The organism is Pseudomonas sp. CCOS 191, assembly GCF_001007005.1.
Lineage (GTDB): Bacteria > Pseudomonadota > Gammaproteobacteria > Pseudomonadales > Pseudomonadaceae > Aquipseudomonas > Aquipseudomonas soli.
Genome location: NZ_LN847264.1, coordinates 1,278,559 through 1,304,238 on the forward strand (window position 1 = coordinate 1,278,559; position 25,680 = coordinate 1,304,238).

Consider the following 25,680-nt stretch of genomic DNA (forward strand, 5'->3'; position numbering starts at 1 on the left):
GTCTCGACCGATTTTTCCGGAGTTGGCCTTGTGCGCCGAATCCGTTGATTTGCATAAAAAATATGAGGAGCACAAGATGCGCGTAATTCTGCTGGGAGCTCCCGGGGCCGGTAAAGGTACTCAGGCAAAGTTCATCACCGAGAAGTTCGGTATTCCCCAGATCTCCACCGGAGACATGCTGCGTGCCGCCGTCAAGGCCGGTACCCCACTGGGCCTGGAGCTGAAAAAGGTCATGGATGCCGGCCAGCTGGTCTCCGACGAGCTGATCATCAGCCTGGTCAAGGAGCGCATCGCGCAGGCTGACTGCGCCAACGGCTGCCTGTTCGACGGCTTCCCGCGCACCATCCCGCAGGCTGAAGCCATGGTCGCTGCTGGCGTCGACATCGATGCCGTGGTCGAAATCGCCGTGGACGACGAAGAAATCGTCGGCCGCATGGCTGGCCGCCGCGTGCACCTGGCATCCGGCCGCACCTACCACATCCAGTACAACCCACCGAAGGTGGAAGGCAAGGACGACGTCACCGGCGAAGACCTGATCCAGCGCGATGACGATAAGGAAGAAACCGTGCGTCACCGCCTGTCGGTCTACCACAGCCAGACCAAGCCGCTGGTGGACTTCTACCAGAAGCTGTCGGCCGCCAACGCCGGCAAGCCGAAGTACAGCCACATCGAAGGCGTTGGTTCGGTCGAATCGATCACCGCCAAGGTGCTGGCAGCCCTGAGCTGATCCATCACCGTGCGTCACGACGGCCCGCTTGCGGGCCGTTGTCGTTTATACTGCCGCTCTTTTCCCTGTTGCCTGGATACCTTGCTCGATGACCACCTTGCTGGCCCTGGATACCGCTACCGAAGCCTGTTCCGTCGCCCTGCTGCATGACGGCAAGGTGACCAGCCATTACGAGGTGATCCCGCGCATGCACGCGCAGAAGCTGCTGCCGATGATCAAGCAGTTGCTGGCCGAATCGGGCGTGGCGCTGAGCGCGCTGGATGCCATCGCCTTCGGCCGTGGCCCGGGCGCCTTCACCGGCGTGCGTATCGCCATCGGCGTGGTCCAGGGCCTGGCTTTCGCCCTCGAGCGTCCGGTGCTGCCGACCTCCAACCTGGCGGCCTTGGCCCAGGGCGCCTTGCGTGAGCGTGGCGTGCAGCAGGTGGCCGCGGCCATCGACGCGCGCATGGACGAGGTGTACTGGGGTTGCTACCGCGCCGAACAGGGCGAGATGCGCCTGATCGGCCAGGAGGCGGTACTGCCGCCGGAGCGCGTGGCCCTGCCGCAAGGCCCGGGCGAGGCATGGTTCGGCGCCGGTACCGGCTGGGGCTACGCCGAGCGTTTGGCCGTGCAGGTTTCTGCCTGCGATGCGGGCGCGTTGCCCAGCGCCCTGGATATCCTCACCCTGGCCGGCTTCGCCTGGGCGCGGGGCGAGGCGGTGGTCGCCGAACAGGCGCAACCGGTCTACTTGCGCGATAATGTGGCTACGCCCAAGGCGCGTTGAAGGCATTTCGTCGGCTATCGCCGTTCACGATAAAACCTTTTGCGCGAACTGTGGTCCAGTTATCAGTTCGGGCATTAGCGAAGGATTCCTGATGCTGCTAAATTGCCATCATTGATCCTGAGTGCCTTTGTCATGCGTATCGACGGCTTCTCCTCACAGAGCTACCCCATCAAGCGTGCGCCACGCAAGGCGCCGGCGCGTGACGAAGCCATCGATGAAGCCGATGCCGAAATCATCGAGGACATCGACGCGCAGATCAGCCGCGCCAGCCGTCGCGGCGAGAACCTGCCGGCCCGCCAGCAGGACCTGATCTTCCTCCGCGCCCGCAACCGCCGTACCTCCACCGCCCTGGCCAGCTACCTGACCACCGCCGGCTTCACCGACTGGGAGATGGAAGTGCTGGGGCTGGACCTGTACATTTGATGGATGACGCCATCACCCCTCCCTTATTTCCTCGGTTGCCCGTCCTGGGCTGAAAACGCCTGGCGCGAGTACCTCTATCCCGCCGACGCCCGTAGCGGCGAGTTCCTCGGCCTCTACAGCCAGGTATTCAACGCCGTTGAAGGCAATACCACCTTCTATGCCCGTCCCGCGCCGGCGACCGTCGAGCGTTGGGCGCAGATCATGCCGTCGGGGTTTCGCTTCACAGCCAAGTTTCCGGGCGATGTAAGCCATGCCGGTGACCTGCGTGAACAACTCGATGCGGCCGTCGACTTCACTCGGCTGATGGCGCCCCTGGGCGAGCGCGTGGCGCCGTACTGGCTGCAGTTGCCGGCAATGTTCGGCCCGTCGCGGCTGGGCGAGCTGGCGCATTTCCTTGATGAGATCGGCGTGCCCCTGGCTGTGGAGGTGCGCAACGATGCCTTCTTCGCCCGAGGCGACGAGGAGCGCCAGCTCAATCGCCTGCTGCATGAACGTGGCGTCGAGCGTATCTGCCTGGACCCGCGTGCGTTGTTCAGTTGCACCTCGCGCGAGCCCGCGGTGCTCCATGCCCAGGCCAAGAAGCCCAAGGTGCCGCCGCGGCCAGCAGCCTTCAGCCAGTCTCCGCAGGTGCGTTTCATCGGCCACCCGCAGCTCGAGGCCAACGAGACCTTCCTCACCCCATGGATCGACAAGGTCGCTGCATGGATCGAAGAGGGCCGCAGCCCCTACGTGTTCCTGCATACTTCCGACAATCGCCTGGCGGCGGCGCTGGCCCAGCGTTTTCACCAGCGGCTGATGGCTCGCCTCCCGGGCCTCGCACCGCTGCCTGAATTGCCCCGCGCCCCTGAGGTCGAACAACTGGGGTTACTTTGATCTGAATGCCGGGAGGTTGAACCATGGATGTGCAAACCCTGCGAGCCGAAGCCTTCAAGGCGCTGCATGAGCGTGATGGCGCGTTCGTCATCCCCAACCCGTGGGATGCCGGCTCCGCCCGGCTGCTGGCCAGCCTGGGATATGAAGCGCTGGCCACGACCAGTGCGGGGCTGGCGTTCAGCCTGGGGCGGCCGGATGCCGAGGGCGCGCTGACGCTCGAGGAAACCCTGGGCAACGCCCAGGCGATCGTCGATGCCACGCCATTGCCGGTGGCGGCGGACCTGGAAAACGGCTTTGGCGATTTGCCCGAGGACTGCGCACAGACCATTCTGCGCGCCGCCGAGGCGGGGTTGGTGGGCGGTTCGATCGAAGACGCCAGTGGTCGCGCCGAAACGCCGATCTACGACTTCGACCTGTCCGTGGCGCGTGTACGCGCCGCCGTGCAGGCTGCCCGCGGCCTGCCGTTCCCCTTCACCCTTTGCGCGCGCGCCGAGAACCTGCTGCACGGGCGCCTCGACCTGGATGACACCATTCGCAGGCTGCAAGCCTATGCCGAGGCCGGCGCCGATGTGCTGTATGCCCCGGGGCTGCGCAGCGTCGATGAGATCCGTGCGGTGGTGCAGGCCGTGGCGCCAAGGCCGGTGAACGTGCTGATGGGCATGGCGGGCGTGCCCTTGAGCGTGAATCAGTTGCAAGACCTGGGCGTCAAGCGCATCAGTGTCGGCTCATCGCTGGCGCGTGCCGCCCTGGCCGCTTTGCAGCGGGCCGCGCTGGAGATCCATGAACAGGGCACATTCAGTTATGGCGAGCAGGCGTTGCCATTCGCTCAGCTCAATGACCTCTTCCGCCGCTGAGGCCGCATGGGCAAAACGTTGACCGTACTGGCCAGCCTGCTGCTGGCCGTGCTTGTTGCCTGGTGGCTCGGTTGGCGCCCGGCGGATGCCTGGAACCCATGGGCGGTGCTGGATGTGCGGCAGCCGCCGAACCTGCTGACACCCTACAAGCTGTCGCGCCTGCGCGCCGACCCCGAGCTGTGCCGCCAGGCCTTGCAGACTTCGTCATTGCGCTATCGGCAGCAAAGCGACAGCCCGGCGGCGGCCAACTACCCGTTGCGCAACGTCTGGCGTGTCGAACGCGGGCAGGCGCGGCTCAGCAGCAGCTTCCTCGCCAGTTGCCCGCTGGCCGTGGCCTATGCGCTGTTCGAAGTGCATGGGTTGCAGCCAGCGGCGCAGCGGGTGTTCGGCCAGCCAGTGACCCAGGTCGATCACTTGGGCAGCTTTGCCTGCCGCAACGTCTACCATCGCAAGCAAGGGCGGCTCAGCCAGCATGCCAGCGCCAATGCGCTGGACATCAGTGGTTTTCGCCTGCAGGACGGCCAGCGCATCGTGTTGGCGCGGGACTGGCAGGGAGATGGGCGCAAGGCGGACTTCCTGCGCCAGGTGCAGGCGGCGGCGTGCGCAAGTTTCAGCACGGTGCTGGGGCCGGACTACAACGCCGCCCATCACAATCACTTCCATGCGGACATGGGCTTCTGGCAGATCTGCCGCTGAGGTTCAGGCGTGCAGGCGCACGTTGTTCAACACTACCGGGCGCGCCCAGTGGATATCGAACTCCAGGTCGTTCTGCTGCTTGGCCAGCGTGCTGTCGTCGAAGGGCTCGGGCGCAGGGTCGAGCAAGCCGGTCTCGAACTCGGCGATGGGCAGGAACAGCGGGCGTGGCGTTGGGCCAGGGCCGGGCTCGGCGATGGGGTGGCCCTGGCTCATGACCACTGGACGCACCCAGCTGTTGTCGATGTCGAGCTGGCGTTGCTGCTCGATCAACTCGACGGTGTCGAAGGGCTCGGGGGCAGGGGGCAGCAGTTTGGCCTCGAGTTCCGCCTTGGGCAGGAACAGCGGCTCGGGTGGTGCCACCTCGGTGTCGTGAACCGGCAGGGCGCGCTGGGCATCGATCAGGGCCAGGGCACGGGCACCGCCGATCGGTTCGCCGCTCTCCTGGTCGCACTGCATCAGCGCCTGGCTGAAACCGTCGACTTCGCCTTCCTGTTGCTCTGCCATGGCGCGGGCAAAGAAATCCTGCCACAGGTGGCTGACGCCACCCAGTGCCTGGGTATTCTGTCGACCGTAGTTGCCGACGGGCGACAAGTAGGTCAAGCCAATGGGAAGAGTGTCTGACATGGCAGTCGCGGGCGTTGTGCTCTGGCAGAATAGCGGGATATTGCCTGTATCGGCTCTGGCCGGGGTTACATTAATTTTTTTCGAGTGCGCGAATCGATGTTAGAGCAACAACAGGCGGCGGGTATCAGGGTCGAGGCGTTGGCCGCGCAATTCCAGGCGCAGGCCGAGGCATGGGCGCAGCGACTGGGCTTGCCGCTGGTTGACGAAGCGGCGGAGTTTGCCGTGCAGCTGGGCGCCGAGGGCCTGCAGATCCAGCAACTGGGGCCGCAGGCGCCCGGGCCTGTGCGGGTGGATTTCGTCGAGGGGCAGGCGGCGCATCGACGGCTGTACGGCGGTGGCAACGGGCAGATGATCGCCAAGGCGGTCGGCATCGCCCAAGGCGTGCGGCCGCGGGTGCTCGATGCCACGGCGGGGCTGGGCAAGGACGCGTTCGTGCTGGCCAGCCTGGGCTGCGAGATGACCCTGATCGAGCGCCAGCCGTTGATTGCCGCACTGCTGGAGGACGGTTTGGCGCGGGCGCGGGGGGATGCCGAAATCGGCCCGATCGTCGCGCGCATGCAACTGCTGACGGGCAATGCCATCGAGCGCATGCGTGCGTGGGAGGGGGAGGCGCCGCAGGTGATCTACCTCGATCCGATGTTCCCGCATCGCGACAAGAGCGCGCTGGTGAAGAAGGAGATGCGGGTGTTCAGGCCGCTGGTCGGCGATGACCTCGATGCGCCTGCCCTGCTCGAGGCCGCCCTGGCGCTGGCCACCCACCGGGTGGTGGTCAAGCGGCCGCGCAAGGCGCCGATCATTGAGGGGGCTAAGCCTTCCCACAGCCTCGAGGGCAAATCCAGCCGGTACGATATCTATCCCAAGAAGGCGCTGAAGGGGTGAATGTCGGTCGTTGATTCAATCTGTGGGCAGTGGCGGCCCCTGCGCCCGGCGATACCGCCCGGCGGGTCTGCCGCCGTGGCGCAGACTCGGTTATACTCGCGGGCTTTTCACCGAATTCGCACGAGAGCTGCCCGCCCATGGAAATCCAACCGATCCTGAACACCATCAAGGACCTCACCGAGCGTTCCCAGTCTATTCGGGGGTATCTTTGACTACGATCACAAACATGATCGTCTGGTCGAAGTAAACCGCGAGCTGGAAGACGCCGCCGTCTGGAACAAGCCCGAGTACGCCCAGGCCCTGGGCCGCGAGCGCGCCATGCTGGCGCAGGTCGTCGAAACGCTCGACAAACTGTCCAACGGCCTGGGTGACTGCAAGGACTTGCTCGACATGGCGGTCGAGGAAAACGACGAAGGCGCCGTCAGCGATGTCGTGACCGAGCTGCAAGGGCTGGAGGAGTCCCTCGCCCTGCTCGAGTTCCGTCGCATGTTCAGCGGCGAGATGGACCCGAACAACGCCTACCTGGACATCCAGGCCGGCTCCGGCGGAACCGAGGCCCAGGACTGGGCCAACATCCTGCTGCGCATGTACCTGCGCTGGGCCGACAAGCGCGGCTTCGACGCGACCATCATCGAACTGTCCGAAGGTGAAGTCGCCGGCATCAAGGGTGCCACCGTGCACATCAAGGGCGAGTACGCCTTCGGCTGGCTGCGTACCGAGATCGGCGTGCACCGCCTGGTGCGCAAGAGCCCGTTCGACTCCGGCGCCCGCCGCCACACCTCGTTCTCGGCGGTATTCGTCTCGCCCGAGATCGACGACAAGGTCGAGATCGAGATCAACCCGTCCGACCTGCGCATCGACACCTACCGCTCCTCCGGCGCCGGTGGCCAGCACGTCAACACCACCGACTCGGCGGTGCGTATCACCCACGTGCCGACCAACACCGTGGTGGCCTGCCAGAACGAACGTTCCCAGCACGCCAACAAAGACACCGCCATGAAAATGCTGCGGGCCAAGTTGTACGAGCTGGAAATGCAGAAGCGCAACGCCGCCTCGCAAGCCCTGGAAGACAGCAAGTCGGACATCGGCTGGGGTCACCAGATCCGCTCCTATGTACTCGATGACTCGCGCATCAAGGACCTGCGTACCGGTGTCGAGCGCAGCGACTGCCAGAAGGTGCTCGACGGCGACCTCGACGAGTACCTGGAAGCGAGCCTCAAGCAGGGGCTGTAAGCATCACCGCCGTGGCGGGCCCGTGGGAGCGGGCTTGCCCCGCGATCCCTCACCCGCGAGGGCAACGAATACCTGATGGAAAGAATGACGACATGAGCGACCTCAAGACCGAAGCGCAAGACCTGCAACAGGAAGAAAACACCCTGATCGCGCTGCGCAAGGAAAAACTTGCCGCCGAGCGCGCCAAGGGCAACGCCTTCCCCAACGACTTCCGTCGCGACAGCTACTGCAACGACCTGCAGAAACAGTACGCGGACAAGACCAAGGAAGAGCTGGAAGCAGCCGCCATTCCGGTCAAGGTTGCTGGTCGCATCATGCTCAACCGTGGCTCGTTCATGGTCATCCAGGACATGACCGGCCGCATCCAGGTCTACGTCAACCGCAAGACCCTGCCGGAAGAGACCCTGGCGGCGGTCAAGACCTGGGACCTGGGCGACATCATCAGCGCCGAAGGCACCCTGGCCCGTTCCGGCAAGGGCGACCTGTACGTCGAGATGACCAACGTGCGCCTGCTGACCAAGTCGCTGCGCCCGCTGCCGGACAAGCACCACGGCCTGACCGACACCGAGCAGCGCTACCGCCAGCGCTACGTCGACCTGATGGTCAACGAGGAAACCCGCCACACCTTCCGTGTGCGTTCGCAGGTGATCTCGCACATCCGCAAGTTCCTCATCGAGCGCGACTTCCTCGAAGTGGAAACCCCGATGCTGCAGACCATCCCCGGCGGCGCCGCGGCCAAGCCGTTCGAAACCCACCACAACGCGCTGGACATGGCCATGTTCCTGCGTATCGCCCCGGAGCTGTACCTCAAGCGCCTGGTGGTCGGTGGTTTCGAGAAAGTGTTCGAGATCAACCGCAACTTCCGTAACGAAGGCGTCTCGACTCGTCACAACCCAGAATTCACCATGCTCGAGTTCTACCAGGCCTACGCCGACTACCGCGACAACATGGACCTCACCGAGGAACTGTTCCGCGAGCTGGCGCAGCTGGTGCTGGGCAGCACCGACGTGCCGTACGGCGACAAGGTGTTCCACTTCGGCGAGCCGTTCGTGCGCCTGTCGGTGTTCGACTCGATCCTCAAGTACAACCCGGAGCTCACCGCTGCCGACCTGCAGGACGTCGACCGCGCCCGCGAGATCGCCAAGAAGGCCGGCGCCAAGGTGCTGGGCCATGAAGGCCTGGGCAAGTTGCAGGTGATGATTTTCGAAGAGCTGGTCGAGCACAAGCTGGAGCAGCCGCACTTCATCACCGAGTACCCGTTCGAAGTCTCGCCGCTGGCCCGTCGCAACGACGACAACCCGGCCGTGACCGACCGCTTCGAACTGTTCATCGGTGGCCGCGAGATCGCCAACGCCTACTCCGAGCTCAACGATGCCGAAGACCAGGCCGAGCGCTTCCTGGCCCAGGTGGCCGAGAAGGACGCCGGTGACGACGAAGCCATGCACTACGACGCCGATTTCGTCCGTGCCCTGGAGTACGGCATGCCGCCGACCGCCGGTGAAGGCATCGGCATCGACCGCCTGGTGATGCTGCTGACCAACTCGCCGTCGATCCGCGACGTGATCCTGTTCCCGCACATGCGTCCACAGGCCTGAGTGATCTGAACAAGCCGCCTTTCGAGGCGGCTTTTTCTTGCCTGAAGCTTTATGTTGTCAGTACCGGCCCTATCGCGGCTGAAGCCGCTCCTACAGGTATCCGCTGTCCTGTAGGAGCGGCCGGCACAGGCAGCAGATGACTCGAACTATGAGGTACCGCCCCGTGACCCCCGCCATGCCCCACCAGGGCGCCGCCGGCATCGCCACCGCCGTCGCCGAAAGCGTGCAGTACCAAGGTCGCAAGACCGCCCGACAGGGCAGCGAGCAACGCCGCCAGCAGATCCTCGACGCCGCCATGCGCATCGTCGTGCGCGATGGCGTGCGCGGCGTGCGCCACCGCGCCGTGGCCGCCGAGGCCGGCGTGCCGCTGTCGGCCACCACCTACTACTTCAAGGATATCCAAGACCTGCTGGCCGACACCTTCGCCCAGTACGTCGAGCGCAGCGCGGCCTACATGGCCAAGCTCTGGACCAACACCGAAGGCGTGCTGCGCCAGTTGCTGGCCCAAGGCGACGGCAGCCACGAGGCGCGGGCGCACCTGGCCGATGAAGTGGCGCGCATGCTGGCCGACTACGTGCTGCGCCAACTGAACAACCGCCGCGACTTCCTCATGGCCGAACAGGCCTTCCGCCAGGAGGCGCTGCTGTGCCCGCGCCTGGCCGAGCTGGTGCAGGCCCACGAGCAGATCCTGCTGCATGGCGCGCGCCAGATACTGCAGGTGGTCGGCTCGCGCCAGCCGGAACAGGATGCCCAGATGTTGACGGCGATTATCGAGCAGATGGAATATCAGGGCCTGCTCAAGGATGCGAATGCGCAGGCCGATGAGCAGATGCTCGCTATCCTTGTCCGATACCTGCAGATGGTGCTGGCCTCGGCCTGAGTGGCGAACGATTTTTCAAGGAGAACTTGATGAAAGCCTGGCGTGTGGTGTTGTTGACCTTGTCATTCCTCCTGCTGGGCGGTTGTCTGGTGACCTTCGACGAACCGCTGCCGGCCAACCAGCCAGCGCCTAAGGCCCTACTCGGGCAGTGGAGCAGCAAGGACGCCTGGGGCCAGCCGCTCAAGCTGAGTATCAGCCGCGCCGGTGGCAACACCTACAAGGCAGTGGCCCGTGCCCAGGGCAAGGCGCCCGAGGAATACGTCTTCACCGTGGCTCGGCACGGCAACCGCTGGTACCTGTCGGCGGGCGTGCCCAAGCGGCTGGGTGGCAACTTCCTGATTGGCGGCTTCGAGGTAATCGACGGCAAGCAACTGGTGGTCTACAACCTCGATGTCGAGCAGGTCCAGCAGGCCGTGGACGAGAAGGAGCTGAGCGGACGCGGCACCCAGGTGCCCGAGGACAATGGCCCCGGCGTGCTGATCGATAGCCCGACGGAGCGTGTGCTGGCCTACCTGGACGACCCGGCCAACTCCGACCTGTTCGTCGAAGTGGCACGCTTCCAGCGTTCCGGTAAGTAGCGTGGACTGCGTTGGCTTCATCGCCGGCAAGCCGGCTCCCACATGTTGAGCAGCGTTTTCTGTGGGAGCCGGCTTGCCGGCGAAAGGGCCGCAAGGCGGCCCCGGCTACGTTAGTTGCAAGGCATTTCGATTCAAGGAGTCCCCGGTGGACGAATACCAGCAAACCATCCGCAGCCTGTCCGATCGCATTGTCGCCACGCAGACTCCGATCCGCGTACTTGACGCAGTGAAATGGGACGACGGCATCCGCCAGGGCTTCCTCAAGGCCAAGGGCAAGGAGCCGCCTGCGGTGGATCGCGCCTATTACCAGAACCGGCCGTTGTCGTTCGATTCCAACGCGGTGAAGGCCGAGTTCCAGAGCATCGAGCGCGACATCACCCGGCAGTTGGGCCAGTTCAACCCGGTCGGCCAGATCATGCGGCGCATGTGCAAGGAGTACCGCATGGTGGTGCGCATGCTCGAGGCGCGCGGCACCGAGGATTTCGGCCTGATCTCCCAGGAGCTCTATGGCGCCGCCTCCGATGCCTTCCACGCCGGTGACCCGACCCTGGCCGACCTGGGCCTGATGCTCTCGGACTACCTGAACAACATCGACGGCCGCGGCGACCTGAAGGACGAGCCAAAGAACCTCACCGCCAAGGAAGCGGTGGAGATTCTCCAGCGGCGCCTGAACAAGGTGTTCGGCGAAGCCGAGGAAACCATCCGCGTGTTCGAGTCCGACGGTATCGTCGCCGACGCGGCGGCCGGCGCCGACTACATCAAGGTACGCGCCGACGCCATGTTCAACAGCCGCGACGTGCGGGCGCTGGAGGTGCACGAAGGGCTGGTGCATGTCGGCACCACCCTCAATGGCCTGAACCAGCCGATCTGCACCTTCCTGGCCAAGGGCCCGCCCTCGTCGACGGTGACCCAGGAGGGCCTGGCGATCCTCATGGAGGTGATTGCCTTCGCCTCCTACCCGAGTCGCCTGCGCAAGCTCACCAACCGTACCCGGGCCATCCACATGGTCGAGGAGGGCGCGGACTTCCTGCAGGTCTTCGAGTTCTTCCGCGGCCAGGGCTTCGAGATGGGCCAGAGCTACAGCAACGCCAGCCGGGTGTTCCGTGGCTCGGTGCCCAACGGCCTGCCGTTTACCAAGGACTTGTCCTACCTCAAGGGCTTCATCATGGTTTACAACTACATTCAGTTGGCCGTGAAGAAGGGCAAGCTCGAACAGATCCCGTTGTTGTTCTGCGGCAAGACCACCCTGGAAGACATGCGCACGCTGCGCCAGCTGGTCGAAGAGGGGTTGGTGGAGCCGCCCAAGTACCTGCCGGAACAGTTCCGCGACCTCAACGCGCTGTCGGCGTGGATGTGCTTCTCCAACTTCCTCAACCACCTGAGCCTGGACCGTATTGAAGCCGACTACGCGAACATTCTCTGACGCCTGCCGTCACCTCGCCTTCGGCCTCGGCTTGCTGCTGCTGGGGGGCTGCAGCAGCCTGCTGTTCTATCCCGAGCCGGGCCAGCCGTTCACCCCGGCACAGGCACATTTGCAGTATCAGGACGTGAGCCTCACCGCCGCCGACGGCACGCGCCTGCACGGCTGGTGGATCCCGGTGCCGCAGGGTGTCGAGGTCAAGGGCACCGTGCTGCACCTGCATGGCAACGGCGGCAACCTGGCCTGGCATCTGGGCGGCAGCTACTGGCTGCCGAAAGAGGGCTACCAGGTGCTGATGCTCGACTATCGCGGGTATGGGCTGTCCCAGGGCAAACCGACGCTGCCCGAGGTGTATGGCGACATTGGCGCGGCCCTGGACTGGCTGCGCGTCGCTCCCCAGGTGCAAGACAAGCCGCTGGTGCTGCTGGGCCAGAGCCTCGGTGGGGCGATGGCCATTCACTATCTGGCACAGCATCCCGAGCAGCGTCGGCGTTTCAGCGCCCTGGTATTCGACGGTGTGCCGGCCAGCTACCGGGCCGTGGGGCGTTATGCCCTGAGTACCTCGTGGATGACCTGGCCGCTGCAGGTGCCGCTGTCGTGGCTGGTGCCCGATGGCGACAGCGCGATCCACTCGATCGAGCGCCTGGACAGCCCGCCGAAGCTGTTCTTCCACAGCATCGACGACAACCTGGTGCCGCTGGACAACGGCCTGCGCCTGTACCGGCATGCACCGCCGCCGCGGGTGCTGCAACTGACCCGTGGCGATCATGTGCAGACCTTCGCCGACCCGACCTGGCGCCAGGTGATGCTGCGCTTCCTGGACGATCCCACGCACTTCAACGGCCTGCGTCGTCTGGCCGAAGTACCCAACTATCCTGACGAGAAGAACAAGCAATGAGTGAAGAACGCAACGCCATCCCGCTGATCCTGACCGGTGTCGGCAGCATCATCGTGACGGTGGGAGCCCTCTGGTACTACGGCTACCTGCATTTCGCCAAGCCTGAGGACGCCCTGTTGCTGCAGGACTTCACCATGCTCAAGACCATTCCCGGCGAGGACTACAAGCTCTCGCTGACCCCGGCGCCGCAGGTGGCGCAATGCATCGACGGCGTGCTGGTGCTGTTCGATACCCAGCAGAAAGGGCTGACCGGCGTGCTGGTGGACAACCGCAAGCGCGCGGTGCGCTGCGCCGGGCAGGAGACGCCGCAGCAGGAGCTGCAGTAACAGGCCCCCTGGCAACGGGCTTGCCCGCTGCCACAGGCCCGGCCGGCGTCATTCGTCGTCGGCAGTGCCGTCGGCCCGCCAGTAGGCGGCAGCCTTGAGGGCGTCTTCCTGCACGCCCTTCTCCAGCAGCAGCGCCTTGGCCTGTCGGGTCAGTGCCTTCTCCAGCGCCACCCAGCCATACAGACGGCCCTGGGGCAGCGCCAGGTGCTTGACCCGCTCCAGCAGGTCTTCTGCATGCCGGCGCACCCAGATCACCTCCACTTGCGCCTTGCTGGCCAGTGCCTGGCGCTCTTGCTCGTCCTCGATCTGGATCACCGCCAGTACCTGGCGCCCCGCCGGCAATTCTTCAAGGCGCCGGGCGATGGCCGGGATTGCGGTTTCGTCACCGATCAGCAGGTAGCTGTCGAAGATGTCCGGCACCACCATCGACGCGCGTGGGCCGGCAATGTCCAGGGTCTGCCCTGGCGCTGCCTGCGCGGCCCAAGTGGAGGCGGGGCCGTCGCCATGCAGGACGAAGTCGATATCCAGTTCAAGGTTCGCCAGGTCGATGCGCCGTGGCGTGTACTCGCGCATGGTTGGTCGGGCGCCGCCGTCGCGGCCGAGGTTGCGGGCGTCGATGGCCTGCTGTTCTTCGGGCGTGCAGGCGAACAGCAGCTTGATGTGGTCGTCGCTGCCGACGCTGGCGAAGCCCGCCAGCTCCGCGCCGCCCAGGGTGATGCGGCGCATGCGCGGGGTCAGGTCGGTGACCCGCAGCACGTCGAGGCGGCGTTGGCGGATCTCGTGGTTGACGCGGTGGATGGTGTCGCTCATGGGGTGTTCTCCGTAACAGGGATGGCCGGCCCGGAGGCGATGGCCTTGGCGGTGTCGTTGAGCAGGTTGCGCACCCGCTCGATCTCTTCGGCGCTCCAGCGGCCGCTGTGCATGTGCAGGGCATGGCGCAGGTTGCCGACGGCTTCGTGGATTTCCGCGGGGCGGTCGTGGCCGCGCAAGGCACGCTTGCTTACCTCGATGCGCATGCGCACGCCGTCGAGGGCGACGGCCTGTTCTGCCAGGGCGCTGCGACCGGCATCCGTGATGGCGTAAAGGCGCTTGCTGCCCTGGATGGCGCCGGTGACCAGCTCGGCTTCCTCGAGGTAGCTGAGGGTCGGGTAGATCACCCCGGGGCTGGGGCTGTAGCTGCCGTCGAAGAGGCTCTCGATCTGGCGGATCAGGTCGTAGCCGTGGCCCGGTTGCTCGGCCAGCATCGACAGCATCAGCAGTTTCAGGTCGCCCGGGGCGAATACCCGTGGGCCACGTTCGCCGCGGCCGGGGCGGCGTTCGAAGGGATCATGGTCACGCATGGAGAGGGCACCGTCTGTTTAGATATATCGCAAGATATTACTCAAGATATATCTAAAGACAAGCCTTCAAATGCAGATGATTATCATCTGGTTTTTTGATGATTCACGACTGGCCCGCCACCTGCGGCGCCTTGCAGGCGGTCGGGTTGCCTGGTTCCAGGTACGGCATGAGGATCGGCGCCATGCCCTTGAGCACCTGCACCGGCAGTGCCGAGGTGAAGGTGAAGGCCTCGGCCGTGCGCCCCGGAACGAACGCGGTGAGGGTGCCGAAGTGGTTGTCGCCGAGGAAGAACACGAAGGTGGCGGTGCGGTTCAGCGAGCGCGAACCGATCAGCCGGCCGCCGGCGCCGAAGCTTTCGATACGGTTGTCGCCGGTACCGGTCTTGCCGCCCATCACCAGCGGCGTGCCGTCGTGCAGTTTGAAGCTGCCGGAGATGCGCCGCGCGGTACCGGCATCGACCACCTGCGACATGGCGCCCTTGAGCGCCCGGGCGACCTCGACGGGCAAGATCCGCTGACCGCGGTCCGGGTCGCTGATCAGTTGCGTCTCGTACGGGGTGTTCTGGGCGAAGTGCAAGGTGTCGATGCGCAGGGTCGGCAGGCGCACGCCATCGTTCTGGATGATCCCGACCAGTTCGGAGAGGGCGGCCGGCCGGTCGCCGGAGCTGCCGATGGCGGTGGCCAGCGACGGTACCAGGTGGTCGAACGGATAACCCACGCGCTTCCAGCGCTGGTGAATGTCGGTGAACGCCTCGATCTCGACCATGGTGCGGATGCGGCTGTCGCGAGCGCCCTGGTGGCGGCTCTTGAACAGCCAGCTGTAGACCTCCTGGCGTTCGAAGCGGCTGGCGTTGAGGGCGTCCTTGAGCGAGGCGCCAGGGTTTTTCAGCAGGTAGCCGAGCAGCCACAGGTCCAAGGGGTGGACCTTGGCGATGTAGCCCTGGTCGGGCAGGTCGTACTTGCCCGGGCCATAGGCCTCGTACATCTCCACCAGGCGGCCGTCGGTGAGCTTGGCCATGGCCTTCTTGTCGTCCTTGCTGTGGGCGCGGACGAAGGCGTTGAAGGTTTCCTGGCCGGCCTCGGGGAACAGGTAGCGGTGCACCGCGGCCAGGCGCTGCGGGGTCACGCGCATGCTGTCGAGGAAGGTGTCCAGGCGCTGCTGCGAGGTCTTGCGCTGGTATTTCTTCCAGAAGCGCATGGTGTAGTTGGAGCCTTCGCGGTCGGCGAAACGCGCCAGGTATTCCTGGCGGCGTGGGTCGCTGTCGTCCCTGAGCAGCGGTTCGCGGTTGAACGGCTGCTGGTAGGTGACGTAGCGCACGATGTCGCGCATCAGGCGGATGAACGGCAGGTTGATCGACTCGCGCAGGGCATCCTTGAGGGTCGGGTTGCGGTTGTTGTCTTCCTTGCGGAAGTTGTTGAACACGTGCATGCCGCCACCGGTGAAGAAGGCCTCGCCGGTGTTGGCCGAGTACTTGCGCTCAAGGGCTGCGTCGAGCATGGCGTCCAGGCTCTGGTTCTTGCCGTTCAGCATCAGCCATTCCAGTGACCACTGGCTGATGCGGTCGAGCTCGGCCACCGGGACTTTCTTTAGTTCGGCGGCAGGTTTGCCGGCGTATTTGTCGTGCAGCTCGGCAACGATTTCCAGGTAGGTGGTAAGCACCCGCAGCTTGGCGGTGGAGCCCAGTTCAAGCTTGCTGCCTTCGTTGATGTCGAAGGGCTGGTTGGTGCTGTCGGTCTGCACCCGCACCCGCGAGCCGTCGGCGGTGCGTTCGAACAGGGTGAAGCTGTAGCTGACCTGGTCGGTGGTCTTGCTGGTCAGCAGGCGTTCGCCGATCAGGCCGAGCTGTGCGGCGAACGCCGGGTCGGCGAGGTTCTTCAGGTACTGGCTGACCTGCACCTGCAGGTCGGCCTGCAGGGTGCTGGTGGCGGACAGGTCGAGGCGGTCGAGGTCGTACAGCGGCCGGTTGAGCATCGCCGCCAGGCGGTTGCGGGCCAGGCTGATGCCCTTGTTGGTGATGATCGGCACGATGGTCGGTTGGGCCACCCAGTCGCGGTACACCGCCTTGCTGGCCAGGGCGGCGTCGGCCAGTGGACGGTCGATGACTGCGTTGGCGGCGAGTACCCGGATGTGCGAATCGGTCAGTTCCGCCAGTTCGATGCGGCCCTTGGACAGGTAATGCGAAGGCCGGCGTTGGGCAATCATCAGTGACAGCACCTGGCGCAGGGCCAGGCCGCGCTCGGCCATGCTCTTGTCGTCGGTGGCCGTGGCGGTGAGGGCCTGGTTGACCTGGTCGAAGTCGGCGCCGTACCACACCCGCAAGCCTTCGGCCATGCCGTGCACCTCACCGTGGCCAGGGACCGCCGACAGCGGCACGCTGTTGAGGTAGTCACGCACGATGCGTTCGCGGGCCTCGGTGGTGTCGGGGCCGCCCTGGTAGGCACGCACGCTGGCGGAGATCATCTGGCGGATCTTCTCGGCGCCGGAGACGGTCAGCCCGTCCGGCGAGTGGCGATACTTCTCAAGTTGGGTGGCCAGGGTGCTGCCACCGGCCGACTGGCCGGGCAGGGCCAGGTACTTGGCAACCTGGCTGTAGGCCGCCTTGGCAAAGCGCGGCCAATCCACCGCCGGGTTGTTCTGCGGGTCCTTCGGGTCGAGCAGGTCGCGGTTCTCGATGAACAGCAGGCTGTTGACCATCACCGGCGGGATCGCGGCGAAATTCGGGTACAGGTGCTGCGGGTAGTTGTACTGGTAGAGCATGTCGCCGCGGCAGTCGGTGATCGACAGGCCGGCCTGGATCTTTTCCACGTAGGGCACGAATAGGCCGTGATCGACGTAGTTCATCAGCGCCGGGGAGAAGCGCACCTGCTGGTTGATCAGGTAGTCGCGCTTGAGCAGCCGTGGCAGGAATTCGCCCAGGGCGCTGTAGCCCAGGCGTTTGTCGAACGGGCCGTCGCCCGGGTAGACGATGGCATCGCTCGGGCCGGGCTCCAGGGCATAGGTCAGGGTGCCGGCCAGGCGGCTGAACTCACGGGACTGCAGGCGCGAGGTCTGGAATTCGTCGTAGGCGGCCAGACCTACCGCCACCAGTGCCACCAGCAGGATAAGCAGGATCAGGCGCCACCACAGGCGGCGCTGACGTGGAGTCTTGGACAAGGGGGCTTCAGCCTGAGCTTCTTTGGGTGCTTCCGTTCTGGTTGGTTCCGATTGCCACAGTGCGCCCATAGTCTTGAGTCCGGCCAGGTGTTTTCGCGTTGCTTGTCTGAAGCTTAGACGGTGGCCGAGTTTGGTGAAAAATTTGTAAGAAGCTTCGGGGAATCACGTATGAACATGCGCCTTTGGTGCGACTTCCATTCTTCGGCAATGTTGCTAAGGTAGCTGCCCCATTCCTGTGCATGGGCGGAGCGAGGCCAGGATGCCCCTCCGGTGAAGGGGATTTGGCCGAGAATTCTCGCCAAATTTCCCGCTGTATATAGTGAAAAGCCCTGCAAGTGGCTTCCTATACTGCTCGCCCCCTTCGAACCGCCGGTGCTGTGTGCCCGGTGGACAGGCCCGCCCACAAGGCGGCCTGGCGAGACGACGCCCCGCCTATCGGCGCGGCCGGTGCTGCACGAAGGTCAAATCCAATAACAAAATGAGGTTGTATTGCTATGCCAGTCGGCAACCACCCTGCCCAGGGCGAGTCCGCCCAGGGCGGCCCGCTCAAGCGCGAGCTGGGCGAACGGCACATCCGTCTGATGGCCCTCGGCGCCTGTATCGGCGTCGGCCTGTTCCTCGGTTCGGCCAAGGCCATCGAAATGGCCGGCCCCGCCATCATGCTCTCCTATATCATCGGTGGCCTGGCCATCCTGGTGATCATGCGCGCCCTTGGTGAAATGGCCGTGCACAACCCGGTCGCCGGGTCGTTCAGCCGCTACGCCCAAGACTACCTCGGCCCGCTGGCGGGCTTTCTGACCGGCTGGAACTACTGGTTCCTGTGGCTGGTGACCTGCGTCGCCGAGATCACCGCGGTGGCCATCTACATGGGCATCTGGTTCCCCGACGTGCCGCGCTGGATCTGGGCATTGATGGCCCTGGGCAGCATGGGCGCGATCAACCTGATCGCGGTCAAGGCGTTCGGTGAGTTCGAGTTCTGGTTCGCCCTGATCAAGATCGTCACCATCATCGCCATGGTGCTCGGTGGCATCGGCATCATCGCCTTCGGCTTCGGCAATGACGGCGTGGCCATGGGCGTCTCCAACCTGTGGAGCAACGGCGGTTTCATGCCCAACGGCGTGACCGGCGTGCTGATGTCGCTGCAGATGGTGATGTTCGCCTACCTGGGCGTGGAGATGATCGGCCTGACCGCCGGCGAAGCGCGCAACCCGCAGAAAACCATCCCCCAGGCCATCGGCTCGGTGTTCTGGCGCATCCTGCTGTTCTACGTGGGCGCGCTGTTCGTGATCCTGTCGATCTACCCGTGGAACGAGATCGGCAGTCAGGGCAGCCCGTTCGTGATGACCTTCGAGCGCCTCGGCATCAAGACTGCCGCTGGCATCATCAACTTCGTGGTGATCACCGCCGCGCTGTCGTCGTGCAACGGCGGCATCTTCAGCACCGGGCGCATGCTCTACAGCCTGGCGCAGAACGGCCAGGCCCCGGCCACCTTCGCCCGCACTTCGAAGAGCGGCGTGCCGCGCAATGCCTTGCTGCTGTCGATCGGCGCGCTGCTGCTGGGCGTGCTGGCCAACTACCTGGTGCCGGAGAAAGTGTTCGTCTGGGTAACCTCGATCGCCACCTTCGGCGCGATCTGGACCTGGGTGATGATCCTGCTGGCGCAACTGAAGTTCCGCGCCGGGCTCACCACCGCCGAGCGCAACGCGCTGAAATACCGCATGTGGCTGTGGCCGCTGAGCTCGTACCTGGCGCTGGCGTTCCTGGTGCTGGTGGTGGGCCTGATGGCGTACTTCCCGGACACCCGCGTGGCCCTGTACATCGGCCCGGCGTTCCTGGTGCTGTTGACGGCGCTGTACTACACCTTCCGCCTGGCGCCCAAAGAGGCGCAGGGTACGGTGAGTACCGCCTCCTGATGAACGAAGCCCCGGCCAGTGCCGGGGCTTTGTTTTCATGTGGTGACCATCGTGGCCTGGCGTGGGAGCGGGCTTGACCAGCGATGAAGTCTGATCAGGCCGCTACCTCGCTGTGCGGCTCGAAACTGTCCGCCCGCGCCAACTGCCACATCCGCGAATAGAACTGCCCGTTCACTTCGCCGGTGAGTAACTCACCCGGCTTGAGGAACACATGCATCTGCGAGAACAGCTTGATCTCGGTAGCCGAGATACGCCGCACCAGGTGCTTGGCCTCCAGTTGCGCTGGGTGCTCCAGCCCTGCGGCGGCGAGCATTTCGGCCAGGGCGCGCAGGGTGTTGTGATGGAAGTTGAACACCCGCTGGGCCTTGTCTGGCACCACCAGCGCGCGCTGGCGCAGGGCGTCCTGGGTGGCCACGCCGGTCGGGCATTTGTTGGTATGACAGCTCTGCGACTGGATGCAGCCGATGGCGAACATGAAGCCGCGCGCGGAGTTGGCCCAATCGGCGCCGATGGCCAGCACGCTGGCGATGTCGAAGGCGCTGACGATCTTGCCGCTGGCGCCGAGCTTGATCTTGTCGCGCAGGTTCAGGCCCACCAGGGTGTTGTGCACGAACAGCAGGCCTTCGCGCAGCGGCACGCCGATATGGTCGGTGAACTCCACCGGGGCGGCGCCGGTGCCGCCTTCCTTGCCGTCGACGACGATGAAGTCGGGGAGGATGCCGGTTTCCAGCATGGCCTTGGCAATGCCCATGAACTCCCAGGGGTGGCCGAGGCAGAACTTGAAGCCCACCGGCTTGCCGCCGGACAGCTCACGCAACTGGGCGATGAACTGCATCATTTCGATCGGCGTGGAGAAGGCGCTGTGACGCGACGGCGAGATGCAGTCCTCGCCCATCAGGATGCCGCGGGTCTCGGCGATCTCCTTGGTCACCTTGTGCTTGGGCAGGATGCCGCCGTGGCCGGGTTTGGCGCCCTGGCTCATCTTGATCTCGATCATCCGCACCTGCGGGCTCTGCGCCTGGGCGGCGAAGCGCTCGGGGTCGAAGCGGCCATCCGCGGTGCGGCAGCCGAAGTAGCCACTGCCCAGCTCCCACACCAGATCGCCGCCGTGCTCGCGGTGGTAAGGGCTGATGCTGCCTTCGCCGGTGTCGTGGTGGAAGTTGCCCAGCTTGGCGCCCTGATTGAGAGCGCGGATGGCGTTGGCGCTGAGCGAGCCGAAGCTCATGGCCGAGATGTTGAAGATCGACGCGGAATACGGCTGCGTACATTGCGGGCCGCCGACCACGACACGAAAGGCGGCCGGGTCGGCCAGCGGCGCGGGGCGCATGGAATGGCCGATGAATTCGAAGCCCGACTCGTACACATCGATCAGGGTGCCGAAGGGTTTGTCCGAGGCTTCGTTCTTGGCCCGGGCATACACCAGCGAGCGCTGGGCGCGGGAAAAGGGCAGCGCATCGCTGTCGGACTCCAGCAGGTACTGGCGGATCTCCGGGCGGATGCCCTCGACCAGGTAGCGGATATTGCCGAGGATCGGATAGTTGCGGCGTACCGCGTGGCGTTGCTGCAACAGGTCGAACACGCCGATCAGGCTCAGTACGCCAGTGGTCAGGGCGAACGGCCACAGCCAGTCGTGGGCGAGGAATGGCAGGCTGGCGAGGGTGAACAGCACGCAGGCGGCGAAGAAGGCGTAACGGCTGAGAAGTGACAGGCTCATACGGGGTCCTTGCGGATGGCTCGGTCAGGCTCAGGGGCCTGGGCAAAGGCCGACCATAGCCCGGTTGGGCGGCGTTTTGCCAGCGCACCGGGCGGCAGAAAAATGAAAACTCGTGTATCGAAAATCATTCGCATTGTGATATGTTATAAGGTATCACTAGTGCTTCCCAGGAGATTGCGTCATGAAAGCTGGTATTCACCCCGACTATCGCCCGGTGCTGTTCCACGATACCGCTGCCGATGTGTACTTCCTGATCGGCTCCACGGTGGATACCGACCGCACCCAGGTGCACAGCGATGGCCAGACCTACCCCTACGTCGCGCTGGATGTCTCCAGCGCCTCGCATCCGGTGTACACCGGGCAGCAGCGCAAGACCACGGTGGAAGGGCGGGTGGCCGGGTTCAACAAGCGCTTCGCCGGGTTCCAGGCCAAGGGCTGAACCTGCGGTAGCGGCGGTACACCGCCGCTCTCTAGGTTGCTGTATCGCGCAACAGAAGCTGGCGCCAGTGCTCCTGTTCGCTGGCCGCTGCCTCGACCGCAAACAGGTACTTGCCTGCCACGCGACTGGCGACCGGCACCCCGTCGCGGTACAGCAGCCGATTGCCCGCCACTGCCGGCACTTTCGTTCCCGGCAGCAGTGTGCCGACCAGGTTCAGGGGGTCGCAGCCGCTGACCATCACCAGTTCCCCGCCTGGCGCTCGGTTGCGCACCTGGCGCAGCAACCCTACCGCTTCGGGCAGGGCGAACTGCTCGCCCGCCAGCCCGGCAATGAAGCGCCCCCCGCGGATCTCGCCTCGCGCCTCGAGACGCTGATAGCAGCGCAGCAGTGCGCGCCAAGCGGGCAGCACATCGCTCTCGCGCTCCAGCAAGCGCCAGCACACCACGCCATAGCGGCGCAGCAGGCTGCGGGCCACGTGTTCCAGGCGCTGGTCGCTGTCGACCGTGGTGGCCGAGCGGCGCAGCAAGGCCCAGCGCCCGGCATGGACCATGCTGCTCGACAGCGCTGGGTGCCCGCGCCGGCTGGTGCGCGGCCTGCGCTTGGCCGCCGGGCTGATGAGGCTGCGCAGGCCGCTGAAACCGTCGGCGCTGGCCAGGCCCGAGCCCACCAGTTCCTGCAGCGCCGATTCCAGTTCGCTGGGCAGCAGGTGGGCTTCATGGGCCAGTTCGTCGAAGAACAGCGCGCCTTGCTCCTGCAAGGTCTGCAGGACCCGCTGTGCGCGGGCACCCAGCTGTTCGAGGTCGGGCGCGGGGGGGAGGCTGCGCCACAGCCCCAGGTGTTCGCGCGGCAGCAGCACCAGGGGCGTGCTGGCCAGGGTGCTGGCCGCCAGCGTCGCCGCCAGCCGACTCCAGGACCACTGGCCGCTGCGGCAGGCCTCATCGAGCCAGTGGGGGCTGTAGTCCTTGATTCGCGCTGGCAGCAGGTCGCCCTCCCAGGCCCCGGCGGCGGCAGGAAATCCTTGCAACTGGGCGAGCACCTCGGGCAGCGCCTGCGACCCACGCAGACGGGTTTCGCCGCTCACGTGCTGCCAGTCGAACAGGAAGCGCAGGTAGTCCTGCAGGCTGACCGGTTCGATCTCCTGGCGCAGGCGTTTGACCGTGTAGCGATGAATGCGCGCCAGCAGGTGCCGTTCGCACCATTGCAGGCGCGTCTGGCCGGGGCTGAAATGGCCACGCATTACGAGGCCCTGGCCCTCCAGGCGGGCCAGGGCCTGTTCGCAGTCGTTGGCCTTCAGCGCCAGAGGTGTCGCGATCTGCTCCAGCGTCATCGGGCCAAAGCCATCGAGGCGGCAGCGCAGCAGTTCGGTGAGGGCGGTATCGCTGTCGACGGGGACGTCATAGCCCGGCAATAGCGGCATGTCCGGTTCCAGGCAAGCATCCGGGTATAGCGTCAACAGCGCCTGCTGGCGCTCGCGGGCCAGCCACAGACGGTGTTCGCCCGTACCCAGGCGACAGGCCCGGCCCGCCTTGGCCAGTTGCTGCAACAGGTCGCGCCAGGTGCCATTGGCATCTACTTCGTGCTCGGTCATGGCCCCCAGGGTCATCAGCGCCTCATGCATTTCGTCGGGGTTGCGAGCCTGGGGCCAGGCTTCGACCTGCACCGCGGCAATGGCGTCGGCGTCCAGCGCGCCCAGGTCGTCGGCGCTGTGCACGTCGCTCCAGCGTCGGTTGAGCACGGCCTGGGTGCGTCGCTCTTCCAGCGGCGCGTCGTCGAGGAAGGTGTAGGGGCGGGCATTGAGAATCGCCGAGGCCAGCGGCGAGGGGGCCGGCAGGTCGCGACTGAGCAGGTCTACTTCACCGTGCTCCATGCGCCGTAGCAGCGCCAGCCAGCCTTCGCTGTCCATGGCCTCGTGCAGGCAGTCGTCGAGGGTCTGTTCGACCAATGGATGATCGGGGATCTGCCGCTCGCCGACGATGTTCTCCAGGCAGGCGAGCTGGTCGGGAAACACCGAGGCGACCAGGTCCTCGCTCTTCATGCGCTGGATCTGCGGCGCCACCTTGCGACCGCCCACGTAACGCGGCAGGGCCATGGCCACCGCGGCATTCCAGCGCCAGCGCACGCCGAACAGCGGGGCGTCGAGCAAAGCCTGGATCAGGATCGCTTCGGCACTGCGGCTGTTCAGGTAGCGCCACACCTCGTCCAGGTCGAAACTGTGGCAGGTGGACAGTGACAGCACGATGGCGTCCTCGCTGGCCGCCGCCTGCAGTTCGAAGTTGAAGGTGCGGCAGAAGCGCTTGCGCAGGGCCAGGCCCCAGGCGCGGTTGATGCGGCTGCCAAAGGGCGAGTGGATGATCAGCTGGGTGCCGCCGGACTCGTCGAAAAAGCGCTCCATCACCAGCGTCTGCTGCGAGGGCAGGGCACCGAGTACCTGCCAGGTACGGCCAAGGTAGTCCAGCAGTTGGCTAGCGCAGGCTTCGTCCAGTTCATAAGTCGCCTGGAGCCAGGCCTGCACCTGTTGAGCGTCGCCGTCCTGCAATTGCTGGTCGAGACGCTGCTGCAGCCGGGCTACCGCAGCAGACAGCTCGTCACTGCGCCCAGGCGCCTCGCCGAGCCAGAACGGAATGGTCGGTGGCAAGCCGTGCGCGTCCTCGACCCGCACCCGCCCAGGCTCGACGCGCAGGATGCGGTACGACGCGTTGCCCAGCTGGAAGATATCGCCGGCAATGCTCTCGACGGCGAAATCCTCGTTGACGCTGCCGATGTTCAGCGCCTGGGGCTCGAGCAGCACCGCATAGTCTGCCGTCTCGGGAATGGTGCCGCCGCTGGTAAGCGCGGTCAGCTGGCTGCCGCGACGCCCGCGCAGGATGCCGTTCACCGCATCGCGGTGCAGGTAGGCGCCGCGTACCCCCTGGCGGCCGTTGTAGCCCTCGGCGAGCATGCGCAGCAAGGCCTGGTAATGGCTCTCGTCCAGCTCGGCATAAGGCGTTGCCTGGCGCAGCAGGTCGAACAGCGCGCGCTCGGCCCACGGCTGGTTGCTGACCTCGGCGACGATCTGCTGGGCCAGCACGTCAAGCGGTGCGTGAGGGATGTGCAGGGCATCCAACTCGCCCTGGCGCACGCAGTCGAGCAACGCCACGCATTCGATCAGGTCATCCCGCGAGGTGGGGAACAGGCGGCCCTTGGGGATGCCCTCGACCTGGTGGCCGGAACGTCCGACCCGTTGCAGGAACGCTGCAATCGAACCGGGCGAGGCGATCTGGCAGACTAGGTCGACATCGCCGATATCGATGCCCAGCTCCAGCGACGCGGTGGCCACCAGCACCTGCAGTTCGCCGGCCTTGAGCCGCTGCTCGGCGGCCAGGCGATGCTCCTTGGCCAGGCTGCCGTGATGGGCGGCGACCGCGTCGTTGCCCAGGCGCTCGCCCAGGTGGCGCGTCAGGCGCTCGGCCAGGCGTCGAGTGTTGACGAACACCAGCGTGGTGCGATGCTCGCGGGCGAGCACCGCGAGGCGGTCGTAGACCAGGCTCCAGGCATCGGTGGCCATCACCGCGCCCAGTGGTACAGGCGGCACTTCCAGAGCCAGGTCGCGTTGGCGGACATGACCGATATCGACGATGGCGCAGGGCCGTCCGTGGCCCACCAGAAACTGCGCCACGCGCTCCACCGGTCGCTGGGTCGCAGACAGGCCGATACGTCTCAAAGGTCGGCCAGCGAGGGCCTGCAGGCGTTCCAGGGTCAGCGCCAGGTGGCAGCCACGCTTGTTGCCGGCCAGGGCGTGGATCTCGTCGACGATCACCGTGTGCACACTGGCCAGCCCCTGGCGACCGGAGGCCGAGCCCATCAGCACATACAGTGATTCCGGCGTGGTCACGAGGATGTGCGGCGCCAGCTTGCGCATGGCGGCGCGCTCCTTCTGGGGCGTGTCGCCGGTGCGCACGGCAGTGGTGATGCGCGGGGCCTCGAGACCGAGCTGTGCGAACTGCTGGCCAATTCCCGCGAGTGGGGCATCGAGGTTGAGGCGAATGTCATTGGACAGCGCCTTGAGCGGCGACACATAGACCACTTGGGTGCGCGCGGGTAGCTCGCCGCCCTGTTGCAACCCTTGGCGGAACAACTCGTCGAGCACCGCGAGGAAGGCGCTGAGGGTCTTGCCCGAGCCGGTCGGCGCGGCCAACAGCATCGACTGGCCAGCATGGATCAGCGGCCAGGCGCCGGCCTGGGCTTCGGTGACGGTGGCGAAGCCTTGGCGGAACCAGGTGGCGACGGCGGGGTGGAACTGGTCGAGCACCGGGTGCAGGGGGGCGGGCAGGTTCATGGGTTGGTTATGGCGGGTAAGCAGGGGATTGGCAAG

At 65.6% G+C, this 25,680-nt stretch carries 22 protein-coding genes; 16 read left to right on the forward strand and 6 right to left on the reverse strand.

Features of this window, described 5'->3' with window-relative positions:
- Window positions 1–76 precede the first annotated feature (76 nt).
- From adk to CCOS191_RS05855, 6 genes are all read left to right on the forward strand, one after another.
- Window positions 77–727 carry an adenylate kinase gene (gene adk, locus CCOS191_RS05830; RefSeq protein WP_023632584.1) on the forward strand — a complete coding sequence of 217 codons (651 nt, stop codon included), beginning with the start codon at window positions 77–79 and terminating at the stop codon, window positions 725–727.
- Window positions 728–815: 88 nt separating this feature from the next.
- Window positions 816–1,490 carry a tRNA (adenosine(37)-N6)-threonylcarbamoyltransferase complex dimerization subunit type 1 TsaB gene (tsaB, locus tag CCOS191_RS05835; protein ID WP_046854416.1) on the forward strand — a complete coding sequence of 225 codons (675 nt, stop codon included), beginning with the start codon at window positions 816–818 and terminating at the stop codon, window positions 1,488–1,490.
- A 132-nt stretch (window positions 1,491–1,622) separates the two neighbouring features.
- Window positions 1,623–1,913: a hypothetical protein gene (locus CCOS191_RS05840; protein ID WP_046857698.1), complete on the forward strand. Its 291-nt coding sequence runs from the start codon at window positions 1,623–1,625 to the stop codon at window positions 1,911–1,913.
- Window positions 1,914–1,916: 3 nt separating this feature from the next.
- Window positions 1,917–2,786, forward strand: a complete 870-nt coding sequence (locus tag CCOS191_RS05845) for a DUF72 domain-containing protein (RefSeq protein WP_046854417.1) — start codon at window positions 1,917–1,919, stop codon at window positions 2,784–2,786.
- Between the two features lie 23 nt (window positions 2,787–2,809).
- Window positions 2,810–3,640 carry an isocitrate lyase/PEP mutase family protein gene (locus CCOS191_RS05850; protein ID WP_046854418.1) on the forward strand — a complete coding sequence of 277 codons (831 nt, stop codon included), beginning with the start codon at window positions 2,810–2,812 and terminating at the stop codon, window positions 3,638–3,640.
- 6 nt (window positions 3,641–3,646) lie between these two features.
- Window positions 3,647–4,336, forward strand: coding sequence for an extensin-like domain-containing protein (locus tag CCOS191_RS05855; protein WP_046854419.1), 690 nt, complete (start codon window positions 3,647–3,649; stop codon window positions 4,334–4,336).
- Window positions 4,337–4,339: 3 nt separating this feature from the next.
- On the opposite strand, the gene CCOS191_RS05860 is transcribed toward CCOS191_RS05855, so the two are convergent.
- Window positions 4,340–4,960, reverse strand: coding sequence for a hypothetical protein (locus CCOS191_RS05860; protein ID WP_046854420.1), 621 nt, complete (start codon window positions 4,958–4,960; stop codon window positions 4,340–4,342).
- 96 nt (window positions 4,961–5,056) lie between these two features.
- Here CCOS191_RS05860 and CCOS191_RS05865 point away from each other — a divergent pair, with 96 nt between their 5' ends.
- The 8 genes from CCOS191_RS05865 (at window position 5,057) to CCOS191_RS05900 (ending at window position 12,769) form a co-directional block, all read left to right on the forward strand.
- Complete coding sequence (locus tag CCOS191_RS05865) at window positions 5,057–5,839, forward strand: class I SAM-dependent methyltransferase (protein ID WP_046854421.1); 783 nt, start codon at window positions 5,057–5,059, stop codon at window positions 5,837–5,839.
- Window positions 5,840–5,976: 137 nt separating this feature from the next.
- Window positions 5,977–7,072, forward strand: a protein-coding gene (prfB, locus tag CCOS191_RS27825; RefSeq protein ID WP_156177510.1) for a peptide chain release factor 2 whose coding sequence is annotated in 2 segments (ribosomal slippage) — window positions 5,977–6,048 and window positions 6,050–7,072 — 1,095 coding nt in all. Because the reading frame shifts where the segments join, the coding sequence is not laid out codon by codon here.
- Window positions 7,073–7,164: 92 nt separating this feature from the next.
- A complete protein-coding gene (lysS, locus tag CCOS191_RS05875) occupies window positions 7,165–8,667 on the forward strand; it encodes a lysine--tRNA ligase (RefSeq protein WP_023630948.1) in 1,503 nt (500 codons plus the stop codon).
- A gap of 175 nt (window positions 8,668–8,842) precedes the next feature.
- On the forward strand, window positions 8,843–9,547 hold the full coding sequence (locus CCOS191_RS05880) for a TetR/AcrR family transcriptional regulator (protein WP_046854423.1): 705 nt from the start codon (window positions 8,843–8,845) through the stop codon (window positions 9,545–9,547).
- A gap of 29 nt (window positions 9,548–9,576) precedes the next feature.
- A complete protein-coding gene (locus CCOS191_RS05885) occupies window positions 9,577–10,125 on the forward strand; it encodes a lipoprotein (protein ID WP_046854424.1) in 549 nt (182 codons plus the stop codon).
- 145 nt (window positions 10,126–10,270) lie between these two features.
- Window positions 10,271–11,548: a flavohemoglobin expression-modulating QEGLA motif protein gene (locus tag CCOS191_RS05890; RefSeq protein ID WP_046854425.1), complete on the forward strand. Its 1,278-nt coding sequence runs from the start codon at window positions 10,271–10,273 to the stop codon at window positions 11,546–11,548.
- On the forward strand, window positions 11,520–12,443 hold the full coding sequence (locus tag CCOS191_RS05895; RefSeq protein WP_046854426.1) for an alpha/beta hydrolase: 924 nt from the start codon (window positions 11,520–11,522) through the stop codon (window positions 12,441–12,443). Before CCOS191_RS05890 ends, CCOS191_RS05895 begins: the two co-directional genes overlap by 29 nt.
- Complete coding sequence (locus CCOS191_RS05900; RefSeq protein WP_023632434.1) at window positions 12,440–12,769, forward strand: hypothetical protein; 330 nt, start codon at window positions 12,440–12,442, stop codon at window positions 12,767–12,769. The genes CCOS191_RS05895 and CCOS191_RS05900 overlap by 4 nt, the downstream gene beginning before the upstream one ends.
- Window positions 12,770–12,817: 48 nt before the next feature.
- Here the strand turns inward: CCOS191_RS05900 and CCOS191_RS05905 are convergent, their stop codons facing one another.
- The 3 genes from CCOS191_RS05905 to CCOS191_RS05915 form a co-directional block, all read right to left on the reverse strand.
- Window positions 12,818–13,579: a siderophore-interacting protein gene (locus CCOS191_RS05905; protein WP_046854427.1), complete on the reverse strand. Its 762-nt coding sequence runs from the start codon at window positions 13,577–13,579 to the stop codon at window positions 12,818–12,820.
- Window positions 13,576–14,109, reverse strand: coding sequence for a PadR family transcriptional regulator (locus CCOS191_RS05910; RefSeq protein ID WP_046854428.1), 534 nt, complete (start codon window positions 14,107–14,109; stop codon window positions 13,576–13,578). The genes CCOS191_RS05905 and CCOS191_RS05910 overlap by 4 nt, the downstream gene beginning before the upstream one ends.
- 103 nt (window positions 14,110–14,212) lie before the next feature.
- Window positions 14,213–17,332, reverse strand: coding sequence for a biosynthetic peptidoglycan transglycosylase (locus tag CCOS191_RS05915; protein ID WP_046854429.1), 3,120 nt, complete (start codon window positions 17,330–17,332; stop codon window positions 14,213–14,215).
- A gap of 425 nt (window positions 17,333–17,757) precedes the next feature.
- Here CCOS191_RS05915 and CCOS191_RS05920 point away from each other — a divergent pair, with 425 nt between their 5' ends.
- Window positions 17,758–19,176, forward strand: a complete 1,419-nt coding sequence (locus CCOS191_RS05920; protein ID WP_046854430.1) for an amino acid permease — start codon at window positions 17,758–17,760, stop codon at window positions 19,174–19,176.
- 94 nt (window positions 19,177–19,270) lie between these two features.
- Here the strand turns inward: CCOS191_RS05920 and CCOS191_RS05925 are convergent, their stop codons facing one another.
- A complete protein-coding gene (locus CCOS191_RS05925; RefSeq protein ID WP_046854431.1) occupies window positions 19,271–20,890 on the reverse strand; it encodes an FMN-binding glutamate synthase family protein in 1,620 nt (539 codons plus the stop codon).
- 181 nt (window positions 20,891–21,071) lie between these two features.
- Here CCOS191_RS05925 and CCOS191_RS05930 point away from each other — a divergent pair, with 181 nt between their 5' ends.
- Entirely contained in the window at window positions 21,072–21,329 is a 258-nt protein-coding gene (locus CCOS191_RS05930; RefSeq protein ID WP_046854432.1) for a type B 50S ribosomal protein L31, read from the forward strand.
- A gap of 31 nt (window positions 21,330–21,360) precedes the next feature.
- Here CCOS191_RS05930 and CCOS191_RS05935 read toward each other — a convergent pair whose 3' ends face one another.
- Complete coding sequence (locus tag CCOS191_RS05935) at window positions 21,361–25,644, reverse strand: DEAD/DEAH box helicase (RefSeq protein WP_046854433.1); 4,284 nt, start codon at window positions 25,642–25,644, stop codon at window positions 21,361–21,363.
- Window positions 25,645–25,680: the final 36 nt, after the last annotated feature.

Excerpts from the sequence above, each read along its gene's own strand:
- CCOS191_RS05930 (WP_046854432.1), top strand. The coding sequence starts at position 21,072 with ATGAAAGCTGGTATTCACCCCGACTATCGCCCGGTGCTGTTCCACGAT.
- CCOS191_RS05910 (WP_046854428.1), bottom strand. The coding sequence starts at position 14,109 with ATGCGTGACCATGATCCCTTCGAACGCCGCCCCGGCCGCGGCGAACGT.
- CCOS191_RS05850 (WP_046854418.1), top strand. The coding sequence starts at position 2,810 with ATGGATGTGCAAACCCTGCGAGCCGAAGCCTTCAAGGCGCTGCATGAG.
- CCOS191_RS05915 (WP_046854429.1), bottom strand. The coding sequence starts at position 17,332 with ATGGGCGCACTGTGGCAATCGGAACCAACCAGAACGGAAGCACCCAAA.
- adk (WP_023632584.1), top strand. The coding sequence starts at position 77 with ATGCGCGTAATTCTGCTGGGAGCTCCCGGGGCCGGTAAAGGTACTCAG.
- CCOS191_RS05935 (WP_046854433.1), bottom strand. The coding sequence starts at position 25,644 with ATGAACCTGCCCGCCCCCCTGCACCCGGTGCTCGACCAGTTCCACCCC.
- CCOS191_RS05860 (WP_046854420.1), bottom strand. The coding sequence starts at position 4,960 with ATGTCAGACACTCTTCCCATTGGCTTGACCTACTTGTCGCCCGTCGGC.
- CCOS191_RS05925 (WP_046854431.1), bottom strand. The coding sequence starts at position 20,890 with ATGAGCCTGTCACTTCTCAGCCGTTACGCCTTCTTCGCCGCCTGCGTG.
- CCOS191_RS05880 (WP_046854423.1), top strand. The coding sequence starts at position 8,843 with ATGCCCCACCAGGGCGCCGCCGGCATCGCCACCGCCGTCGCCGAAAGC.
- lysS (WP_023630948.1), top strand. The coding sequence starts at position 7,165 with ATGAGCGACCTCAAGACCGAAGCGCAAGACCTGCAACAGGAAGAAAAC.
- CCOS191_RS05845 (WP_046854417.1), top strand. The coding sequence starts at position 1,917 with ATGACGCCATCACCCCTCCCTTATTTCCTCGGTTGCCCGTCCTGGGCT.
- CCOS191_RS05920 (WP_046854430.1), top strand. The coding sequence starts at position 17,758 with ATGCCAGTCGGCAACCACCCTGCCCAGGGCGAGTCCGCCCAGGGCGGC.
- CCOS191_RS05865 (WP_046854421.1), top strand. The coding sequence starts at position 5,057 with ATGTTAGAGCAACAACAGGCGGCGGGTATCAGGGTCGAGGCGTTGGCC.
- CCOS191_RS05885 (WP_046854424.1), top strand. The coding sequence starts at position 9,577 with ATGAAAGCCTGGCGTGTGGTGTTGTTGACCTTGTCATTCCTCCTGCTG.
- CCOS191_RS05855 (WP_046854419.1), top strand. The coding sequence starts at position 3,647 with ATGGGCAAAACGTTGACCGTACTGGCCAGCCTGCTGCTGGCCGTGCTT.
- CCOS191_RS05840 (WP_046857698.1), top strand. The coding sequence starts at position 1,623 with ATGCGTATCGACGGCTTCTCCTCACAGAGCTACCCCATCAAGCGTGCG.
- CCOS191_RS05900 (WP_023632434.1), top strand. The coding sequence starts at position 12,440 with ATGAGTGAAGAACGCAACGCCATCCCGCTGATCCTGACCGGTGTCGGC.
- CCOS191_RS05905 (WP_046854427.1), bottom strand. The coding sequence starts at position 13,579 with ATGAGCGACACCATCCACCGCGTCAACCACGAGATCCGCCAACGCCGC.
- tsaB (WP_046854416.1), top strand. The coding sequence starts at position 816 with ATGACCACCTTGCTGGCCCTGGATACCGCTACCGAAGCCTGTTCCGTC.